This is a genomic window from Streptomyces sp. NPDC088707, assembly GCF_044752725.1.
Classification (GTDB): Bacteria; Actinomycetota; Actinomycetes; order Streptomycetales; family Streptomycetaceae; genus Streptomyces.
The window spans coordinates 415,558-435,128 of the sequence record NZ_JBIVLV010000003.1 but is presented as its reverse complement, the minus strand read 5'-3'; the positions used below and the strand labels follow the sequence as shown (position 1 = coordinate 435,128).

The window sequence follows — 19,571 nt, the reverse complement described above, 5'->3', positions numbered from 1 at the left end:
CCCCGCGGTGCACAGCCGCCGGGGGAAGAAGGTCGGCGCCCAACCATGCACGTCACGCATCTCTCGCTGGCCGACTTCCGCTCCTACGCCCGGGTCGAGGTCCCGCTCGACCCGGGCGTCACCGCGTTCGTGGGCGCGAACGGCCAGGGCAAGACCAATCTGGTCGAGGCCGTCGGCTATCTCGCGACCCTCTCCAGCCACCGCGTCGCCTCCGACGCCCCGCTCGTCCGGATGGGCGCGGAACGCGCGGTGATCCGCGCCGCCGTCACCCAGGGCGAGCGTTCCCAGCTGATCGAGCTCGAACTCAACCCGGGCCGGGCCAACCGTGCCCGTATCAACAGGTCCTCGCAGGTCAGACCGCGTGACGTGCTCGGAATCGTACGGACCGTGCTGTTCGCGCCCGAGGACCTCGCCCTGGTGAAGGGCGACCCCGGCGAGCGCCGGCGCTTCCTCGACGAGCTGATCACGGCGCGCACGCCGCGCATGGCAGGCGTGCGCTCCGACTACGAGCGCGTGCTCAAGCAGCGCAACACGCTCCTGAAGTCCGCGGCGATGGCACGGCGGCACGGCGGCCGCGGCATGGACCTGTCCACCCTCGACGTCTGGGACCAGCACCTGGCGCGGGCCGGGGCCGAGCTGCTCGCCCAGCGGCTCGACCTGATCGCCGTACTGCAGCCGCTCGCGGACAAGGCGTACGAGCAGCTCGCGCCCGGCGGCGGACCGGTTCTCCTGGAGTACCGGCCCTCCGCGCCGGGCCCCGGGCACACCCGCGAGGAGCTGTACGCACAGCTGATCGCCGCGCTGGCCGAGGTGCGCAAGCAGGAGATCGAGCGGGGCGTCACCCTCGTCGGACCCCACCGGGACGAGCTGCTCCTCAAGCTCGGCGAACTGCCCGCGAAGGGATACGCCAGCCACGGCGAGTCCTGGTCCTACGCGCTGGCGCTGCGGCTCGCCTCGTACGACCTGCTGCGGTCCGAGGGCAACGAGCCCGTCCTCGTCCTCGACGACGTCTTCGCCGAGCTGGACGCGCGGCGCCGCGAGCGGCTCGCGGAGCTGGTGGCGGGCGGCGAGCAGGTCCTGGTGACGGCCGCCGTCGACGACGACGTACCGGGGGTCCTCGCGGGGACGAGGTACCAGGTGGCCGGAGGGGCGGTGGAGCGCGTATGAGCGAGGAAAACCTTCCCCAGCCTGTGGATACTCCTCCGGTGCCGGCCGTTCCCGAACCCTCGGGTGTGGATCTCGCGCGGGTCGCGCTGCGCGCCGCCAAGGAACAGGCCAAGGCCAAGGGCGCCGCCGCCCAGCAGAAGAAGCAGGCCCGGCGCGGGGGCGGCCTGCGCTCCGGCGCGCGCGCCGACGGGCGCGACCCGATGGCGCTCGGCGCCGCGATCAACCGGCTGATCACCGAGCGGGGCTGGGAGACGCCGGCCGCGGTCGGCGGGGTCATGGGCCGCTGGCCGCAGATCGTCGGCGAGGACCTGGCCAAGCACTGCGTCCCCGTCAAGTTCGACGACGAGCCGGACGCGCGGGTGCTGACCGTGCAGTGCGACTCGACGGCGTGGGCCACGCAGCTGCGGCTGCTCGCGCCGACGCTGGTGGCGCGGCTCAACGAGGACCTCGGGCACGGGACCGTGCGGATCATCAAGGTCCTGGGGCCGGGCGGGCCCCGGCGTGGGTACGGGCCGCTCAGGGCGCCGGGGTCCGTGGGGCCCGGAGACACGTACGGATAGCCGTTCGACGCGGGCGGCCTCCCACGGTGCGGGTCCGGGCGGAGCCTGGCGCGGGAGCCCCGCGGGTGGAGCCCGCCGCGGGACCGCCGTGCGATCAGCTGTGTCCGCCTTCCCCCGGACTCCGTCCGAGGAGACTCCCGCGCCTGCGGAGCGACCGCCCGCGGCCGGTGCCACTCGCCGTCACAGCCCGAAGCGCTGGGTGGCCGTCAGGGGGCTCTGAAGCCCCTGTCCGGATATGGGGAGTCGTTTGGCTCCCGCTCAGGGCGGCACATGCGGACTCAGGCACCGGCAAACCCCCATGACTGTCGGCGCTACCGGTAGACTGGGAGACAATCCCGCCACCCTGCGGAACAAGTCGAACGACGCAGCCGCTCCCGTATGCCCGGAGAACGGCCTGTGCTGTGCCAGAAAGGGCGCTTCGTGGCCGATTCCGGCGACCCCAACGAGAACAACCAGTACACCGCCAGCAACATCCAGGTCCTCGAAGGCCTGGATGCCGTGCGCAAGCGCCCTGGCATGTACATCGGCTCGACCGGCGAGCGCGGTCTGCACCACATGGTGCAGGAGGTCGTCGACAACTCGGTCGACGAAGCCCTGGCCGGCCACGCCGACACCATCGACGTGACGATCCTGGCCGACGGCGCCGTGCGCGTCGTCGACAACGGCCGTGGCATCCCCGTGGGCATCGTGGCCTCCGAGGGCAAGCCGGCCGTCGAGGTCGTGCTGACCGTGCTCCACGCCGGCGGCAAGTTCGGCGGCGGCGGCTACGCCGTCTCCGGCGGTCTCCACGGCGTCGGCGTGTCGGTCGTGAACGCCCTGTCCACCAAGGTCTCCGTCGAGATCAAGACGGACGGCCACCGCTGGACGCAGGACTACAAGATGGGCGCCCCGACCGCGCCCCTCGCGCAGCACGAGGAGACCACCGAGACCGGCACCTCGGTCACGTTCTGGGCCGACCCGGACATCTTCGAGACGACCGAGTACTCCTTCGAGACGCTCTCGCGCCGCTTCCAGGAGATGGCCTTCCTCAACAAGGGCCTGACGATCACGCTCACCGACGAGCGCGAGTCCGCCAAGGCCACGGTCGGCGCCGACGACCCGGACGCCGAGGCGGCCGCCGAGCCGGCCGCGCGCAGGGTGGAGTACCACTACGAGGGCGGCATCGTCGACTTCGTGAAGTACCTCAACTCGCGCAAGGGCGAGCTGGTCCACCCGACCGTCATCGACCTCGAGGCGGAGGACAAGGACAAGGCCCTGTCCCTCGAGGTCGCGATGCAGTGGAACAGCGGCTACAGCGAGGGCGTGTACTCCTTCGCCAACATCATCCACACCCACGAGGGCGGCACGCACGAGGAGGGCTTCCGCGCTGCGCTGACCTCGCTGATCAACAAGTACGCGCGCGACAAGAAGCTGCTCCGCGAGAAGGACGACAACCTCACGGGCGACGACATCCGCGAGGGCCTGACCGCGATCATCTCGGTCAAGCTGAGCGAGCCGCAGTTCGAGGGCCAGACCAAGACCAAGCTGGGCAACACGGAGGTCAAGACCTTCGTCCAGAGGGCGGTCTACGAGCACCTCAACGACTGGCTCGACCGCAACCCGCTCGAAGCCGCGGACATCATCCGCAAGTCGATCCAGGCCGCCACCGCGCGCGTGGCCGCGCGCAAGGCGCGCGACCTGACCCGCCGCAAGGGCCTGCTCGAGTCGGCGTCGCTGCCGGGCAAGCTGTCCGACTGCCAGTCGAACGACCCGGCCAAGTGCGAGATCTTCATCGTCGAGGGTGACTCCGCCGGCGGCTCGGCCAAGTCCGGCCGCAACCCGATGTACCAGGCCATCCTGCCGATCCGCGGCAAGATCCTGAACGTCGAGAAGGCCCGGATCGACAAGATCCTGCAGAACACCGAGGTCCAGGCGCTCATCTCGGCCTTCGGCACCGGTGTGCACGAGGACTTCGACATCGAGAAGCTCCGCTATCACAAGATCATCCTGATGGCGGACGCCGACGTCGACGGCCAGCACATCAACACCCTGCTGCTGACCTTCCTCTTCCGCTTCATGCGGCCGCTGGTCGAGGCCGGTCACGTCTACCTCTCCCGTCCGCCGCTCTACAAGATCAAGTGGGGCCGGGACGACTTCGAGTACGCGTACTCGGACCGGGAGCGGGACGCGCTCGTCGAGCTGGGCAAGCAGAGCGGCAAGCGGATCAAGGAAGACTCGATCCAGCGCTTCAAGGGTCTCGGCGAGATGAACGCCGAGGAGCTGCGCGTCACCACCATGGACGTCGAGCACCGCGTACTCGGCCAGGTCACCCTGGACGACGCCGCGCAGGCCGACGACCTGTTCTCGGTGCTGATGGGCGAGGACGTCGAGGCACGCCGCTCGTTCATCCAGCGCAACGCCAAGGACGTTCGCTTCCTCGACATCTGAGTCGGTCTCAGCTGACCGTACGAAAGGACTGACGACCAGCAATGGCCGACGAAACCACCCCGACCGGGACCACCGAAGAAGAGCCCGTGCTGCGGATCGAGCCCGTCGGGCTCGAGACCGAGATGCAGCGCTCGTACCTCGACTACGCGATGTCCGTCATCGTGTCCCGCGCGCTGCCCGACGTACGCGACGGCCTCAAGCCCGTCCACCGGCGTGTGCTGTACGCGATGTACGACGGCGGCTACCGGCCCGAGAAGGGCTTCTACAAGTGCGCCCGCGTCGTCGGTGACGTCATGGGTACGTACCACCCGCACGGCGACTCCTCGATCTACGACGCGCTCGTCCGCCTCGCCCAGCCCTGGTCGATGCGCATGCCGCTCGTCGACTCCAACGGCAACTTCGGCTCCCCGGGCAACGACCCGGCCGCCGCCATGCGTTACACCGAGTGCAAGCTCATGACGCTGTCGATGGAGATGCTCCGGGACATCGACGAGGAGACCGTCGACTTCCAGGACAACTACGACGGCCGCAACCAGGAGCCGACGGTCCTGCCGTCCCGGTTCCCGAACCTGCTGATCAACGGCAGCGCCGGCATCGCCGTCGGTATGGCCACCAACATCCCGCCGCACAACCTCCGCGAGGTCGCGGCCGGTGCGCAGTGGGCGCTCGAACACCCCGACGCCAGCCACGAGGAGCTCCTCGACGCCCTGATCGAGCGGATCAAGGGCCCGGACTTCCCCACCGGCGCGCTCGTCGTCGGCCGCAAGGGCATCGAGGAGGCGTACCGCACCGGCCGTGGCTCGATCACGATGCGCGCGGTCGTCGAGGTCGAGGAGATCCACAACCGCCAGTGCCTGGTGGTCACGGAGCTCCCGTACCAGACCAACCCGGACAACCTCGCGCAGAAGATCGCCGACCTGGTCAAGGACGGCAAGGTCGGCGGCATCGCCGACGTCCGCGACGAGACCTCGTCCCGGACCGGCCAGCGCCTCGTCATCGTGCTCAAGCGCGACGCCGTCGCCAAGGTCGTCCTCAACAACCTGTACAAGCACACCGATCTGCAGACGAACTTCGGCGCGAACATGCTGGCGCTCGTCGACGGCGTGCCGCGCACCCTCTCGCTCGACGCGTTCATCCGCCACTGGGTGACGCACCAGATCGAGGTCATCGTGCGCCGGACCCGCTTCCGGCTGCGCAAGGCCGAGGAGCGCGCCCACATCCTGCGCGGTCTGCTCAAGGCGCTCGACGCGATCGACGAGGTCATCGCGCTCATCCGGCGCAGTGACACGGTCGAGGTCGCCCGCGGCGGCCTGATGGACCTGCTCCAGATCGACGAGATCCAGGCCAACGCGATCCTGGAGATGCAGCTTCGCCGGCTCGCCGCCCTGGAGCGCCAGAAGATCGTCGCCGAGCACGACGAACTCCAGGCCAAGATCAACGAGTACAACGCGATCCTGGCCTCGCCCGAGCGCCAGCGCACGATCGTCAGCGAGGAGCTGGCCGCGCTCGTCGAGAAGTTCGGCGACGACCGCAGGTCCAAGCTCGTGCCCTTCGACGGTGACATGTCCATCGAGGACCTGATCGCCGAGGAGGACATCGTCGTCACCATCTCGCGCGGTGGCTACGTGAAGCGGACGAAGACCGAGGACTACCGGTCGCAGAAGCGCGGTGGCAAGGGCGTGCGGGGCACGAAGCTGAAGCAGGACGACATCGTCGACCACTTCTTCGTCTCCACCACCCACCACTGGCTGCTCTTCTTCACCAACAAGGGCCGGGTCTACCGCGTCAAGGCGTACGAGCTGCCCGACGCCGGCCGGGACGCGCGCGGCCAGCACGTGGCCAACCTGCTGGCCTTCCAGCCGGACGAGCAGATCGCCCAGATCCTGGCGATCCGCGACTACGAGGCCGCGCCGTACCTGGTGCTCGCCACCAAGGCCGGCCTGGTCAAGAAGACCGCGCTGAAGGACTACGACTCGCCGCGTTCCGGTGGTGTCATCGCGATCAACCTCCGGGAGACGGACAACGGCGCCGAAGGCGTCGCCGACGAGCTGATCGGGGCCGAGCTGGTCTCGGCCGAGGACGATCTGCTGCTCATCAGCAAGAAGGCGCAGTCGATCCGCTTCACCGCCACCGACGACGCGCTGCGTCCGATGGGACGCGCCACCTCGGGCGTCAAGGGGATGAGTTTCCGCGCCGACGACGAACTGCTCTCGATGAATGTCGTCCGGCCCGGTACGTTCGTCTTCACCGCGACCGACGGCGGGTACGCGAAGCGCACCCCCGTCGACGAGTACCGCGTCCAGGGCCGTGGCGGCCTCGGTATCAAGGCCGCCAAGATCGTGGAGGACCGCGGCTCGCTCGTGGGCGCGCTGGTGGTCGAGGAGACGGATGAGATCCTCGCCATCACGCTGTCCGGCGGTGTGATTCGTACGCGAGTCAACGAAGTCAGGGAGACCGGCCGTGACACCATGGGCGTCCAGCTGATCAACCTGGGCAAGCGCGATGCCGTCGTCGGCATCGCACGGAACGCCGAGGCCGGTGGCGAGGACGAGGACATCGACGAGGCAGTCGACGCCGAGGGCGCCGTGGAGGCGTCCGAGGCGGCGGTGGTCGAGACCGTCGTGGTCGAGACCGAGGCAGTCGAGGGCACGGAGCCCTCGGCCGGGGAGCACGAGGAGTAAGAGCGTGAGTGGAGCCACGGGCGCCGGATCGGCGGCTGCCGGAGCTTCTGCTGGTGCTGGAGCGAACGGCGCCCGTGGCCCCGCCACGGACTCCCAGGGGGTTGCGGTGACGGACACTCGGGGGCAGCAGCCCTCGTACGAGACCTACAACGGGCCGCTGCCCGGCGAGCGCACGGGTGCGCAGCAGCCGGGGGCGCCCTACCACCCGCCGCAGGCGTACGGCGCTCCGGCGTCGGGCGGTACGGCGGGCGGACAGACCGGTGCCGTGCGCCGGCCGCGTACGGGGGCCCGCACGACGCCCCGTACGCGCAAGGCGCGGCTGCGGGTGGCCAAGGCCGACCCGTGGTCGGTGATGAAGGTGAGCTTCCTGCTCTCCATCGCGCTGGGCATCTGCACGATCGTCGCGGCGGCGGTGCTGTGGATGGTCATGGACGCCATGGGCGTCTTCTCGACGGTCGGCGGCACGATCAGCGAGGCCACGGGCTCGAACGAGTCCAACGGCTTCGATCTGCAGTCGTTCCTGTCGCTGCCGCGGGTGCTGATGTTCACCTCGGTGATCGCCGTGATCGACGTGGTCCTGATGACCGCGCTGGCGACGCTGGGCGCGTTCATCTACAACCTCTCGGCCGGCTTCGTCGGCGGCGTGGAGCTCACGCTCGCCGAGGACGAGTGACGGGCGAGTGACCTGCGAGGGGGCCGGTCGGTTACCGATTTTGGGACTGGCCCCCCGGTGCGCTAATGTTCAGGAGTCAGCGCGCGGGACACACACCGCAGAGCGCGGCGGGGCTATAGCTCAGTTGGTTAGAGCGCATCCCTGATAAGGATGAGGCCACAGGTTCAAATCCTGTTAGCCCCACAGTGTCGATCGACCCGGACGGTTCCTCCGTCCGGGTCGATTTGTTTGTCCGGGCGCCTTGGAAGGTTTGAACCTCGCACAGGTCACCGATCGGTATCGGTCGATGTGTAGAGTGGGCGTCAGAAGTCTCCTACGTCAACGAAAGACGAGGTCGCGCGGTGAAGAAGCTTCTCCTGGTCGCACTGGCCGCCATCGGCGGGCTCCTCGTGTACCGCCAGATCCAGGCGGATCGCGCCGAGCAGGACCTGTGGACGGAGGCGACCGACTCCGTGCCCGCAGGTTCCGGTGTCTGAGACGAAAACCGTCTGTGGGTGAAGCCCCGGCCGCGCGAGAGCGGGCCGGGGCTTCGCTTTGCCTGAGCAAATTTTCTACTTGCTTAAGTGAAGAGGAGCAGCGCGTGAAGACGCAGGCCGGCACCGGCCGGAGGGCGGGGGCCCTGATCGCGGCGGCCGCGGCGGTGGCAGCGGTCGTGGCACTTCCCGGACAGACGGCGGCGGCCGCGGTCGCGGGGAACGCGGCCGCGTGGAGTGCGGCCGCCGAGGGCGCCGGCGCGTGGAGTACGGCCGCCGGGGGCGCCCTTCCGCCGTACACCTTCGACAGCGCGGCCCAGCGCGTCCAGGGCGCCGCCTCCAGCTCGGACGCCGTGGAGCTGAGGACCGGGCGGACCTACCGCGACACGCTCAAGAGGAACGGCAAGGTGTACTACCGGGTCGACCTCGATCAGCAGAACGCGTACGTCTCCGTCGTCGCGGTGCCCAAGGCCGGCGGCAAGGTCGAGTACGGCGACGGCTTCAAGGTGAGCATGCAGGACGGCTCGGGCACCGAATGCGGATACCAGCAGGCGAACTTCTCCTCCAGCGAGTTCACCCGGCCGCTCGCCGCCTACGCCCGCCGCATCGTCGACGCCGACAGCTCCACCTGCCAGCGCGCCGGTGCCTACTACGTCCTCGTCGAGCGCGAGTCGAAGGCGAGCACGGACGACTGGGAGCTGGAGATCCGCTACGCGGCCGAGCCCGTGCTGAAGAAGGCCGGCCCGACCGAGCTTCCCGAGGTCTGGGCCTCCGGCACGCCCGGGCCGCCCGCGGGAGGCCCCCAGCCGCGTCAGGGCGGCTCCGGCGTCCATGACGCCACCTCGCTGTCGCAGGGTGAGTGGCGGTCCGACATCCGGCCCGGCCAGACGCTCTTCTACCGGGTGCCGGTCGACTGGGGGCAGCAGCTCTTCGCCACCGCGGAACTCGGCAGCAGCGCCACCGGCGACGAGTACATCGGCCACGCCCTGGTCCTCTCCCTGGAGAACCCCGCGCTCGGGCACGTCGACGAGAACACCGTCAGCTACAGCGGCAAGCCCGCGACGCTCGCGCTGGACGCGCTGCGACCGGTGGCCCACGAGAACCGCAGCTCGTACGACGAGGCCACCAGCGGGATGCGCTTCGCGGGCTGGTACTACCTGTCGGCCACGCTCAACCCGGCGATGGCCAAGGAGTACGGGGACAAGACGGTGCCGCTGACCCTGCGCGTCTCGCTGCGGGGCGATGCGAGGCCGGGGCCCGGGTACGACGGGGATCCCGGGCAGTTCAGCGTGACCGCCGAGGACAAGGAGGCGGCGGAGAAGGGCGTCTCGGGCGCGCAGGCGGCGTCGGGGAGCGACTCCATGCGGGTCGTCGCGGCGGCCGGGATCGGCAGCGGGACGGTCCTGCTGCTCGGACTCGGCGGGTGGACGCTGGTGGCGCGGAGGCGGGCGGCGGCGTAGGACGGGGTGGGGCGGGGCGGCCCTTCCGCCCGCCCCGCCGGGGCGCTCGGGGCGGCTCAGGTCTGGGCGAGGGCCCACAAGCCGACCGCGAAGCAGACCAGTGCCAGCAGCAGGACCGGGATCGCCACCTTCGGGGGCGGTCCCGGTCGGCGTACCGGTGCAGGGACAGGGGGCGCCGCCGCCGGGGCTCCGACGGCGGCCCAGTGCTGCGCGGGAACCTGAACGGGTCGGGCGGTGTATGGATGAGTAGGGGGAGTAGGAGCTTGTCCGTACGGCACCGCCGAGGTCGGTGCCCGGTCGAAGGAGGGGGTCGGGTGGCCGACCGGCGGGGGCAGGTGGAAGCTGCCCGTCTCGGAGGGCCCGGGCAGCGGCGCGGGAGCCGTGGCGGGGGCGGCGAGCGGGGCCGTGGCCGGGGTGACCGGGTGCTGGGGCTGGTAGTGCGGCTGTGGGGGCTGCTGCTGAGGCGGCGGTACGGGCGTGGTGGCGGGCGTCGGTACGGCGCCGGGGGCCACGTCGGGTGCGGCGGGCGTCGGGGCGCTCAGGGGGGCGCCCTGGGCGGTCGTGGCCGCGTCGCCGACCGGGCCGGTGGGTGCGGCGGTGTCCGCGCGGCCCGTCGGCCCCTGGGGGCCGAAGCCGGGCGGCAGGGGCCCGAGTTGGTCGAAGATCTCGACCGGGTCCTCGTCGGGGCGCGGCTCGGGAAGCATGTCGACGGCGGCGGTCAGGGCCTTGCGCGCGCCCGTGGCCGTCCGGAAGCGGGCCTGCGGATCGGGCTGCAGCAGACCGGCGAGCACCTGCCACAGAGGCTCCGGGACGCCCTCGGGGGCGCCGGGAGTGCCGTGCGTGAGGAAATGCTCGACCAGGGCCTGCGAGTCCGGCTTGCGGCCCTGGAGCAGATAGAGGGCGACCAGGCCGACGGCGAACAGGTCGGCGGTGAAGTCGGGTTCGGCACCGAGGAGCTGCTCGGGCGCGAAGTACCCGGGCGTGCCCACCACATAGTCGGTCTCGGTGAGGCGGGGCTCGCCCTTGCGCATGGAGATGCCGAAGTCGGACAACCGCAGATGCGGCCGCCCGGTCCCGGTGACGTCCATCAGGATGTTCGCGGGCTTGATGTCGCGGTGCACGACCCCCTCGGCGTGCACCGTGGCCAGGCCCGAGAGCAGCTGGTCGAGCAGGACGCAGACGAACCGGGGCGGCAGCGGACCGTAGTCGCCGATGACGTGCGCCAGAGAACCGCCGGCGACCAGGTCCATGGTGAACAGGACCTTGTCGTCGTCGGCGGCCCAGCTGGCCGGGGCGAGGACGTGCGGATGGTCGATCCGCAGCGCCTGCTCGCGGACGAAGCGGAGCAGCGTGTGCGCGTCGCTCTGCAGCAGCACCTTGGCCGCCACATAGCGCCGGCGCCGGTGGTCCCAGGCGCGCCACACGGCGCCCGCCCCGCCCCGTCCGATCGGGTCGACCAGCTCGTACCGACCAGCGAATACCTCACCCATCGTGCTGTGTCCGCTCCCCGTTGCCTCGTCTGGCGGCGCTGCCGGCCGGCTGCCGGCGCGTCAGTTCTGGTGCGACTCGTAGTGCGCGACCGCGTCCGCGGTGCGCCCCGCGCCGTACACCCGGAGGAACTCTGCCAGTTCCGGGTGGGCCGGGGCGAGGGAGTCGGCGGCGTCGATGATGTCGCCGGCCGCGGCTACGGAGCGCAGCAGCGACTGGATCTCGCGGACCACCCGGCGGACGGTCGGAGCGCCCGAGCCGGTGGCCGGCTGGCCGGTGCTGGTCAGGACGGAGCCGCCCTGCGACTTCTTGACCTCGTCCATCCGGTCGGTGGCCTCGGCTGCGCTGACGGTGCCGTCGGCGACCTGCACGGCGAGTTCCTGGAGTGCCTGGACGCGCTGGACGACGGCCGGGTTCCCGATCTTGGCCCGCTGGCCGCTCATCAGCTGGGACAGCATGGGCGCGGACAATCCCAGCACGGCCGCGAGCCTGGCCTGATTGAGTCCGAGATCGTCGATCAGCCGACGGAAGAGCGCCCCCAGCGGCTCTCCGTACCAACTGCGCTGAAGCTCTCTGGCTCGCGCCGTGGCTTCCTGCTGCGCTGCGTCCATTTCTTCTCCCCATCCCTAGGTTCGCCACTGCGAACCTCGCTCAGCATCTTACGGAGCGTGGTCGCGGACCGGGAGTCCCAATCCTTTTGCCGGGCATGGGGGGTGACCCGGTACGCTGTTCTCGTTCCGGGGCCTTAGCTCAGTTGGTAGAGCGCTGTCTTTGCATGGCAGATGTCAGGGGTTCGACTCCCCTAGGCTCCACGACAAGCACCCCCTGTGAACTGCGGAAACGCAGGTCACAGGGGGTGTTTTCGCGTTCTGGCGCCGGAGGGGTCCGAGAGCGGCGGCCGGGGTTCCTGCCCGCCGCGACCTCCGTGACGCGGCCGGTCGGGACCCGCGACGCGTGCTCCAGACCCTCGGCCTCCGTCTCGGACGGGAGGATCTGCGACCCGACCGAGCCGATGCGCGGGGCGCTCATGCGGGTCCGCTGCTCCGGACGGGTGGTGTTCATCGGAAGAACTGCGCGACGGCGGCGACGTTCCGTGGAAATTGGGAGCGCATCCACATCATGAGGAAAGTACGTAAAGCGCGCAAACCGAAATGAACCATTCGAGATCGTCACGAAAGTGAGGGGCCATGGCCACCGCCAAGGTCAAGCAGTTCTGGACCGCCTTCATCTCCGTCCTCTTCGCCCTGCTCGCCTCCGTCGGCCTGGCGGGCACCGCCGCCGCGACCCAGCAGCCCGCCGTCCAGCAGCCGGAGGAGCCGGCCGGCCCCACCACTGCCGCGCCCGCCGTCGGGGAGAAGCGGGCCGCACTCGCCTCCGTACCCGCGCAGAGGGCCCATCGGTGGCCGCTCGTCGGGGACCGCTCCCTGCCGCCCACGATCAAGCAGCGCATCGCCGCCGAGGCCCACGGTTCCTCTCCCGCCACCCGTAACCGCTCCGCCGCCGGCGTGACCGCCGCGGCCGAGAACGACGAGCCGGCCGCGCTGACCGAGCTGGCGCTCGCCGCGGCGGCGTAGGGCGTGGGGAGACGACGATGCGCACTCCCCGCACCCGTGTCCGCAACCGTGTCCGCACTCGTGTCCCCACCCGTATCTGCACTTCTTCGTACGACTCCGACTCGTACGACCCGGCAGAACCCGGTAGGACTCGGCAGCACCCCGGCAGCGGCAGGACCCGGCAGGACTCCCGCGACAGCAGGATCCGTCAGGAACCTCTACCTGTGGACGGGACTCACAGGACTCACAGGACTCACAGGACTCGCAGCACTCCTAGCACTCGTAGGACATGCAGCATCCGCAGGACTCGCAGACTTCGGCAGGACCCCGCGGGACTACGCGGGAACCAGGACCCCGGCCGACTTCGGCAGGGCCCTGGTGGAACCCGGTAGGACCTCGGCGGCACCCAGCGGCACCCCGGTCGGTCAGCGGCGCTCGTCGCGATCGGCGGCTTCCTCGGCTGCGGCAGCGGCTTCGGCCTCGGTCTCCTTGGCCTCCACCTCCGGGTCGAGGGCATCCCCACCCTCGTCGTAGGACGTCAGTACGGAACCCTCCTCCTCCACCTCGGTGGCAGCGGGCGGCTCGACCAGCCAGTCGGGATTGGCCTGCTTGTCCCACCACTTCCAGGCGGCGAACGCGCCGCCGGCGAGAACGCCCAGGACCAAGAGGCCCTTGGCGAGGCGTCCGGCCCGTGCCCGACGCTCGTGCTTCTTCACGATCTTCTGGATTTCCCTCGGCGTCACCTGACCGCGCAGCGCGGCCCAGGCGGCAGTCGAACGCGACCCGGCCTCCTCAAGGACGGGACCGGTCGCGGCGACCGCCTGCTCGACACGGGGAACGGTGTAGTCGGCCGCCTGACGGCAGGCCCAGCGGGTCTTGACCGCCGCACGCTGTGCGGCCGCGTCGACCCGCGGCGGGACATGCGGTGCGACATACGAGTCGTACTGCGCACGAGCCTGCACCCGTGCCTGTTGAGCGGCCTTCGAAACCTTCGGCGCGATCAGTACACGCGCCTCCTGGGCGTAGTGCGCGGCCTGGTCCTTGGCCGTGCCGGCGTACGGCGCCACCACTTCCGCGGCGTGCAGGACGCTCTCCTTCGCCGAATCTGACGCGGCGCGCACGCTCTCCATGCGGGTCACGGGATTCCTCCTCCTCGGTGGCGACGATGTCGGTATTTCGCCTTTCCATCCTTTTCGAAATCATGCCCCCCGGAGCCAGGTACGGCATGTGGGGTGGGCATCCGGGGCATGCGAGGATCGGACACGCCAGCAACAGACGTGACATGACGCGACATGACGTGGACGGAAGGCGACCGTGGCCGAGCAGCTGTACGCGATCCTCAAGACCAGCCTGGGTGACATCGAGGTGCGGCTGATGCCGTTCCACGCGCCGAAGACGGTCAGGAACTTCGTCGAGCTCGCCGGTGGTGAGCGCGAGTGGACGCACCCCGCGACCGGCACGGTCTCCTCCGACCCGCTCTACGACGGCACGGTCTTCCACCGGGTCATCAAGGGCTTCATGATCCAGGCCGGCGACCCGCTGGGGAACGGCACGGGCGGTCCCGGCTACGAGTTCGCCGACGAGTTCCACCCGGAGCTCTTCTTCGACCGCCCCTACCTGCTGGCCATGGCCAACGCAGGCCCGGGCACCAACGGCTCGCAGTTCTTCGTCACCGTCGCTCCCGCGACCTGGCTGAACCGCAAGCACACGATCTTCGGCGAGGTCGTGGACAACGGGAGCCGGAAGGTCGTGGACGCGATCGCGGCGACCGCGACGGACCCGCACACCGAGCGGCCGCTGCAGGACGTGGTCATCGAGTCCGTGGTGATCGAGAAGCGCTGAGGCGGAAGGGACGGCACCTCTCATGGAACCGAAACCCTCCGAGAACAAGCACGCCGGTCTGCCGCGCTGCTACCGCCACCCCGAGGTGGAGACCGGCGTCCGCTGCACGCGCTGCGACAAGCCGATCTGCCCGTCGTGCATGGTCTCCGCCTCCGTCGGCTTCCAGTGCCCCGACTGCGTACGCAACGGTTCGGGGACCGGCCACGCGGCCGACGCCAACCAGCCGCGGACGCTCGCGGGCGGCCGGGTCGCGGCGGACGACCGCCTCGTCACCAAGATCCTCATCGGGATCAACCTCGCGGTGTACCTGGCCGTACTGGTGTTCGGCGACCGGCTCGTCGACGAGCTCGTGCTCATCGGCTACGCCTACAGCCCGGCGCTCGGCGAGCTCGTCGGGGTCGCCGACGGCGAGTGGTACCGGCTGCTGACCTCGACCGTCCTCCACCAGGAGGTCTGGCACATCCTCTTCAACGTGCTGGGCCTGTGGGTGATCGGCGGGATCGTCGAGCCCGAGCTGGGCCGGATCCGGTACGCGGCCCTGTGTCTGCTCTCCGGTCTCTCCGGCTCCGTGCTGGCCTATCTCGTCGCCGCGCAGAACCAGCCCTCGCTCGGCGCCTCCGGCGTGGTCTACGGCCTGATCGGCGCCTGGGTGGTGCTCGCCCGCCGGCGCCGTCACGACATGCGGCCGGTGATCCTCTTCGTGGCCCTGTCGCTGCTCATGACGTTCACCCGACCGGGGATCTCCTGGGAGGCCCACGTCGGCGGTCTGGTCGCGGGCATCGTGGTGACGTACGCGCTCGTGCACGCGCCGAGGGCCCGCCGGGACCTGGTGCAGTACGGGGCGCTGGCCCTGGTGCTGCTGCTCGACGTGGGGATCGTGCTGGCCCGATCGGCGGCGCTCACCTGAGCGCATAGGGCTGTGGACGAGCTCCTCTGTGAGCTTTCCCCAGAGTTATCCACAGTGCGTGGCGATTCCTCCCCGCGCTATGGGGAAAGACTGCGCCCCTCGCCTCTGACCTGGTGTTTCTCCAGGGAGGCGAGGGGCGTTGCGGTCTCCGGCGAGGGTGATTCCGGTCATACCGGCGTCAACCTCGTGCGAGTTATCCACAGATCTTCGTAAGTTATCCAGTGCTGTGCACAACGCTGTGGATAAGTTCAGGGGAGAGCTTGACGAGCAGCCGGTACGACCGCTAGTCGGCCGCCGTACCCCTGCTGTTCGCCGCTACTTCCACTGCGTGGAGACACCGAAGCCGGCCGCGATGAAGCCGAAGCCCACCACGATGTTCCAGTTGCGGATCGACTCGATCGGCATCGAACCGTCGGTGACGTAGAAGACCACGATCCACACCAGACCGATGGCGAACAGCGCGAGCATCACAGGCGCCACCCAGCTGCGGTTGGTCAGCTTGATCGAGGTGGCCTGCTTCGCGGGCGGGGGCGTGAAGTCGGCCTTCTTGCGGATCCGTGACTTCGGCACGAGGGACTCTCCTGTCGATGCGCTGCGTGACCGCGCAGGGAACTGTGGCTGGCGCCGGGATGTGACGAAGGAGGACGACTGCGTCCCCCAGGCGTCCGTTAGCGTAGTGGTTCCGCGGCACCGAAGGGGATCAGGGTACGTTGAGCAATTCCGCCGGCACTCCCGAAGGGCCTGGCCGCACCGCGAGGTGGCGCCCGGTCCAGGTGCTCACCCTTGCCGTTTTCGCCCTCGCCGGACTGATCTTCGTCACGAGCTTCAACACCGCCAAGGGCACCAACATCCGCACCGACGCCTCACTCCTGCGGCTCTCCGACCTGATCGAGGAGCGCAGCCACAAGAACGCGGGCCTCGACGAGTCGGCCTCCGCCCTCCGCTCCCAGGTCGACTCCCTCGCCGCCCGCGACGACGGCTCCACGCGCGCGGAGGACGCGAGACTCGACGCGCTCGAGGCGGCGGCGGGCACCACCGAGATCTCCGGCTCCGGTCTCACCGTCACCCTCGACGACGCCCCGCCGAACGCCCAGGCCGCCCCCGGCTACCCCGAGCCGCAGGCCAACGACCTGGTCATCCACCAGCAGGACCTCCAGGCCGTCGTCAACGCCCTGTGGCAGGGCGGCGCCGAAGGCATCCGGGTCATGGACCAGCGGCTCATCTCCACCAGCGCCGTGCGCTGCGTCGGCAACACCCTGATCCTCCAGGGCCGCGTCTACTCGCCCCCGTACAAGATCACCGCCGTAGGTGACCGGGGGAGGCTGACCAGGGCGCTCGCGGGCTCCCCGGCGATCCAGAACTACCAGCTGTACGTGAAGGCGTACGGGCTCGGCTGGAAAGTCGACGAGCACCGGGCGGTGACTCTTCCCGGCTACTCGGGCACAGTGGACCTCCACCAAGCGAAGCCGGTGAGCTGACACCACACGCACGGCCGGGGTGGCACCGCCGGGAGCCGACTGCGGGAGGGGCGCTTGCGTCTCGTCGTGAGGACCTTCAGCGAGCTGTGCATCACCGTCGGCGCCCTGATCGTCCTCTTCGTCGGGTACGTCCTGTACTGGACCGGTGTCCAGGCCGCGAGCGCGAGCGCCGGCCAGATCGACACCCTCCAGCGCGAGTGGACCGTCACCCCGGTCCGGACCGCCGCCCCCGTCCCCGGAGCCGCGCCGTACGCCCCCGGCAAGGGCATCGCCGTCATGTACGTCCCCCGGCTGGGCAGGGACTGGAAGTGGCCCGTCCTCCAGGGCACCGGGGTCGGCACCCTGAAGAAGGGACTCGGCCACTACGCCGGCACCGCCCGCCTCGGCGCGACCGGGAACTTCGCCGTCGCCGGCCACCGCCGCACCTACGGCGACCCGTTCAAGGACTTCCCCCGGCTGCGCGAGGGCGACGCGATCGTCCTCACCGACGGGACGACCTGGTTCACGTACCGCGTCGACCGCGCCCCGCACCGGACCGTGCCCACCGACGTCGGCGTCATCGACCCGGTACCCGCGAAGTCCGGATTCGACGGGCCCGGCCGCTACCTCACCCTCACCACCTGCGAACCCGAGTGGGGCAGCAGCCACCGGCTCGTCGTCTGGGCCCACCTCGACGCCACCCGGCCGGTCGCCGACGGTCGTCCACAGGCTTTGGACAGCTGACCCCCCACGGCCCCCTCGCCCCGTACTCTGGTCCCCGTAACGAACGGAAGGGGCGGTCGACGTCATGTACGGCTGGATCTGGCGGCATCTGCCGGGCAACGCGTGGGCGCGGGCGCTGATCTCGATCGTGCTGGTCCTCGCGGTCGTGTACGTCCTCTTCCAGTATGTGTTCCCCTGGGCGGAGCCGCTGCTTCCGTTCAACGATGTGACGGTGGACGGCCAGTGAGCGCGCGAATTCTCGTCGTCGACAACTACGACAGCTTCGTCTTCAACCTCGTTCAGTACCTCTACCAGCTCGGCGCGGAGTGCGAAGTCCTCCGCAACGACGAGGTCGAGCTGAGCCACGCCCAGGACGGCTTCGACGGCGTCCTGCTCTCGCCCGGCCCCGGCGCGCCCGAACAGGCCGGGGTCTGCATCGACATGGTCCGGCACTGCGCGGCCACCGGCGTGCCCGTCTTCGGCGTCTGCCTCGGCATGCAGTCGATGGCCGTGGCGTACGGCGGGGTCGTCGACCGGGCGCCCGAGCTGCTGCACGGCAAGACCTCCCTCGTCACCCACGAGGGGCAGGGCGTCTTCGCCGGGCTGCCCTCGCCGTTCACCGCGACCCGCTACCACTCGCTGGCCGCCGAGCCCGCCGCCCTGCCGGCCGAGCTCGAGGTCACCGCGCGGACCGAGGACGGCATCATCATGGGCCTGCGCCACCGCGAACTGTCCGTCGAGGGCGTCCAGTTCCACCCCGAGTCGGTCCTCACCGAGCACGGGCACCTGATGCTCGCCAACTGGCTGGAGCAGTGCGGCGACAAGGGGGCGGTCGGACGGTCGGCGGGGCTCGCGCCGGTGGTGGGCAAGGCCGTCGCGTGACGACGGGCTCTCCGTGGTTCCGGGACACGAACGAGCCGGAGCCCGAGCCGATACCCGCGGACCCCCACGGGGTCCCCTCGCCGTACCAGGAACCGGCTCCGGCGCCGTACCCGTACCCGTACACCGAGCAGGCGGCCTACCAGGAGCCCCAGCCCTACCAAGAACCCGCGCAGGCCTATCAGGACCCCGCGCGGACGTACGGGCAGCCCGCCCCGACGTACCGGGAGCCCGAGCCCGTGTACGAGGCCGCCTACGAGACCACCCACGACGCCTCCCCCGAGGCTCCCCGCGAGGACGCCCCCACGCCCCCGTACGAGCCGTACGAGGCGCCTGAGACCCCTCGGCCCTCCCGTCGGCGCTCCTCCGACGACACGGCCGTCCTGGAGGCCGTGGAGCCCCTTCCCGGGCCCGGCCGGGCCGAACGCCGCCGCGCGGCCAAGGGCGGCAGCCGGGGCAAGAGCCGCCGGGGCGGCCCGACGACCCCCACGGGCGGCGCCGCGACCGGCGCACCGCCCGCGGCACCGCTCTCCCGTGTCGAGGCCCGGCGCGCCGCCCGCGCCGCCAAGGACAGCGTCGGTGTCATCGCCAGCCGCGCCGTCGGGGAACTCTTCATCACCTTCGGCGTCGTCATGCTGCTCTTCGTCACCTACCAGCTGTGGTGGACGAACGTCCTCGCCGGCCAGGAGACCGACCGGGCCAAGGAACAGATCGAGGACACCTGGGCCAAGGGCGACGCCGACAAGGACGCCGGCACGCCGGGGGCGTTCGAGCCCGGCGAGGGCTTCGCCATCATGTACATCCCCAAGCTGGACGTCGTCGTCCCCGTCGCCGAGGGCATCAACAAGGCGAAGGTCCTCGACAAGGGCATGGTCGGCCACTACGCCGAGGGCAAGCTCAAGACGGCCATGCCCTCCGACAAGCAGGGCAACTTCGCCGTCGCCGGCCACCGCAACACGCACGGCGAACCGTTCCGCTACATCAACCGGCTGCAGCCCGGCGACCCCATCGTCGTCGAGACCCGGAACGCGTACTACACCTACGAGATGGCGAGCATCCTGCCGCAGACCGCGCCCTCGAACGTCTCCGTGATCGAACCGGTGCCGAAGGGCTCCGGCTTCACCAAGCCCGGCCGGTTCATCACCCTGACCACCTGCACGCCCGAGTTCACCAGCACCTACCGCATGATCGTGTGGGGCAAGCTGGTCGAGGAACGCCCGCGCAGTGAGGGAAAGCCGAAAGCGCTCGTAGGCTGAGACCCCACACCTCCGGACGGGACGA

General features: G+C 70.3%; 19 protein-coding genes and 2 tRNA genes. 17 read left to right on the top strand and 4 right to left on the bottom strand.

Features of this window, described 5'->3' with window-relative positions; genetic code table 11:
• The first annotated feature begins 45 nt into the window (after positions 1–45).
• From recF to ACIP84_RS12735, 8 genes are all read left to right on the top strand, one after another.
• A complete protein-coding gene (gene recF, locus ACIP84_RS12770) occupies positions 46–1,167 on the top strand; it encodes a DNA replication/repair protein RecF (RefSeq protein ID WP_355957190.1) in 1,122 nt (373 codons plus the stop codon).
• Positions 1,164–1,727 carry a DUF721 domain-containing protein gene (locus ACIP84_RS12765; RefSeq protein ID WP_401797783.1) on the top strand — a complete coding sequence of 188 codons (564 nt, stop codon included), beginning with the start codon at positions 1,164–1,166 and terminating at the stop codon, positions 1,725–1,727. The genes recF and ACIP84_RS12765 overlap by 4 nt, the downstream gene beginning before the upstream one ends.
• A 396-nt stretch (positions 1,728–2,123) precedes the next feature.
• Entirely contained in the window at positions 2,124–4,154 is a 2,031-nt protein-coding gene (gene gyrB, locus ACIP84_RS12760; RefSeq protein WP_355957185.1) for a DNA topoisomerase (ATP-hydrolyzing) subunit B, read from the top strand.
• A gap of 41 nt (positions 4,155–4,195) precedes the next feature.
• A complete protein-coding gene (gyrA, locus tag ACIP84_RS12755) occupies positions 4,196–6,835 on the top strand; it encodes a DNA gyrase subunit A (protein WP_401797781.1) in 2,640 nt (879 codons plus the stop codon).
• 106 nt (positions 6,836–6,941) lie between these two features.
• On the top strand, positions 6,942–7,508 hold the full coding sequence (locus ACIP84_RS12750; RefSeq protein ID WP_209495854.1) for a DUF3566 domain-containing protein: 567 nt from the start codon (positions 6,942–6,944) through the stop codon (positions 7,506–7,508).
• 109 nt (positions 7,509–7,617) lie between these two features.
• Positions 7,618–7,691: transfer RNA gene (locus tag ACIP84_RS12745), tRNA-Ile, on the top strand.
• Between the two features lie 158 nt (positions 7,692–7,849).
• The gene (locus ACIP84_RS12740; protein ID WP_003958712.1) at positions 7,850–7,984 is read left to right on the top strand and encodes a DLW-39 family protein; all 135 of its coding nucleotides are present in this window, start codon (positions 7,850–7,852) and stop codon (positions 7,982–7,984) included.
• 104 nt (positions 7,985–8,088) lie between these two features.
• Positions 8,089–9,441, top strand: coding sequence for a hypothetical protein (locus ACIP84_RS12735; RefSeq protein ID WP_401797779.1), 1,353 nt, complete (start codon positions 8,089–8,091; stop codon positions 9,439–9,441).
• A 56-nt stretch (positions 9,442–9,497) separates the two neighbouring features.
• Here the strand turns inward: ACIP84_RS12735 and ACIP84_RS12730 are convergent, their stop codons facing one another.
• Together ACIP84_RS12730 and ACIP84_RS12725 are read right to left on the bottom strand one after the other, a co-directional pair.
• Positions 9,498–10,931: a protein kinase gene (locus ACIP84_RS12730; protein ID WP_401797777.1), complete on the bottom strand. Its 1,434-nt coding sequence runs from the start codon at positions 10,929–10,931 to the stop codon at positions 9,498–9,500.
• A 60-nt stretch (positions 10,932–10,991) separates the two neighbouring features.
• Positions 10,992–11,540 carry a DNA-binding protein gene (locus ACIP84_RS12725; protein ID WP_055601717.1) on the bottom strand — a complete coding sequence of 183 codons (549 nt, stop codon included), beginning with the start codon at positions 11,538–11,540 and terminating at the stop codon, positions 10,992–10,994.
• A 128-nt stretch (positions 11,541–11,668) separates the two neighbouring features.
• Here ACIP84_RS12725 and ACIP84_RS12720 point away from each other — a divergent pair.
• Together ACIP84_RS12720 and ACIP84_RS12715 are read left to right on the top strand one after the other, a co-directional pair.
• Positions 11,669–11,741, top strand: a tRNA-Ala gene (locus ACIP84_RS12720).
• A 375-nt stretch (positions 11,742–12,116) separates the two neighbouring features.
• Positions 12,117–12,503, top strand: a complete 387-nt coding sequence (locus ACIP84_RS12715; RefSeq protein WP_401797775.1) for a DUF6344 domain-containing protein — start codon at positions 12,117–12,119, stop codon at positions 12,501–12,503.
• A gap of 404 nt (positions 12,504–12,907) precedes the next feature.
• Here the strand turns inward: ACIP84_RS12715 and ACIP84_RS12710 are convergent, their stop codons facing one another.
• On the bottom strand, positions 12,908–13,621 hold the full coding sequence (locus ACIP84_RS12710) for a DUF5324 family protein (protein WP_355957172.1): 714 nt from the start codon (positions 13,619–13,621) through the stop codon (positions 12,908–12,910).
• 175 nt (positions 13,622–13,796) lie between these two features.
• On the opposite strand from ACIP84_RS12710, the gene ACIP84_RS12705 reads away from it, so the two are divergent.
• On the top strand, positions 13,797–14,324 hold the full coding sequence (locus ACIP84_RS12705) for a peptidylprolyl isomerase (protein ID WP_401797773.1): 528 nt from the start codon (positions 13,797–13,799) through the stop codon (positions 14,322–14,324).
• 22 nt (positions 14,325–14,346) lie between these two features.
• Positions 14,347–15,231, top strand: coding sequence for a rhomboid family intramembrane serine protease (locus ACIP84_RS12700; RefSeq protein ID WP_401797771.1), 885 nt, complete (start codon positions 14,347–14,349; stop codon positions 15,229–15,231).
• 315 nt (positions 15,232–15,546) lie between these two features.
• On the opposite strand, the gene crgA is transcribed toward ACIP84_RS12700, so the two are convergent.
• Positions 15,547–15,801, bottom strand: a complete 255-nt coding sequence (crgA, locus tag ACIP84_RS12695; protein ID WP_030321260.1) for a cell division protein CrgA — start codon at positions 15,799–15,801, stop codon at positions 15,547–15,549.
• A gap of 140 nt (positions 15,802–15,941) precedes the next feature.
• On the opposite strand from crgA, the gene ACIP84_RS12690 reads away from it, so the two are divergent.
• From ACIP84_RS12690 to ACIP84_RS12670, 5 genes are all read left to right on the top strand, one after another.
• On the top strand, positions 15,942–16,709 hold the full coding sequence (locus tag ACIP84_RS12690) for a DUF881 domain-containing protein (protein ID WP_355957165.1): 768 nt from the start codon (positions 15,942–15,944) through the stop codon (positions 16,707–16,709).
• A 54-nt stretch (positions 16,710–16,763) separates the two neighbouring features.
• The gene (locus ACIP84_RS12685; protein WP_401797768.1) at positions 16,764–17,432 is read left to right on the top strand and encodes a class E sortase; all 669 of its coding nucleotides are present in this window, start codon (positions 16,764–16,766) and stop codon (positions 17,430–17,432) included.
• A gap of 64 nt (positions 17,433–17,496) precedes the next feature.
• Positions 17,497–17,658: a hypothetical protein gene (locus ACIP84_RS12680; RefSeq protein ID WP_355957161.1), complete on the top strand. Its 162-nt coding sequence runs from the start codon at positions 17,497–17,499 to the stop codon at positions 17,656–17,658.
• Positions 17,655–18,293 carry an aminodeoxychorismate/anthranilate synthase component II gene (locus tag ACIP84_RS12675; RefSeq protein ID WP_318208237.1) on the top strand — a complete coding sequence of 213 codons (639 nt, stop codon included), beginning with the start codon at positions 17,655–17,657 and terminating at the stop codon, positions 18,291–18,293. The genes ACIP84_RS12680 and ACIP84_RS12675 overlap by 4 nt, the downstream gene beginning before the upstream one ends.
• Entirely contained in the window at positions 18,290–19,546 is a 1,257-nt protein-coding gene (locus ACIP84_RS12670; RefSeq protein WP_401797766.1) for a class E sortase, read from the top strand. Before ACIP84_RS12675 ends, ACIP84_RS12670 begins: the two co-directional genes overlap by 4 nt.
• Positions 19,547–19,571: the final 25 nt, after the last annotated feature.

Coding starts and splice junctions, on each gene's coding strand:
- recF (WP_355957190.1), top strand. CDS start 46: ATGCACGTCACGCATCTCTCGCTGGCCGACTTCCGCTCCTACGCCCGG.
- ACIP84_RS12765 (WP_401797783.1), top strand. CDS start 1,164: ATGAGCGAGGAAAACCTTCCCCAGCCTGTGGATACTCCTCCGGTGCCG.
- gyrA (WP_401797781.1), top strand. CDS start 4,196: ATGGCCGACGAAACCACCCCGACCGGGACCACCGAAGAAGAGCCCGTG.
- ACIP84_RS12730 (WP_401797777.1), bottom strand. CDS start 10,931: ATGGGTGAGGTATTCGCTGGTCGGTACGAGCTGGTCGACCCGATCGGA.
- ACIP84_RS12725 (WP_055601717.1), bottom strand. CDS start 11,540: ATGGACGCAGCGCAGCAGGAAGCCACGGCGCGAGCCAGAGAGCTTCAG.
- ACIP84_RS12715 (WP_401797775.1), top strand. CDS start 12,117: ATGGCCACCGCCAAGGTCAAGCAGTTCTGGACCGCCTTCATCTCCGTC.
- ACIP84_RS12700 (WP_401797771.1), top strand. CDS start 14,347: ATGGAACCGAAACCCTCCGAGAACAAGCACGCCGGTCTGCCGCGCTGC.
- ACIP84_RS12680 (WP_355957161.1), top strand. CDS start 17,497: ATGTACGGCTGGATCTGGCGGCATCTGCCGGGCAACGCGTGGGCGCGG.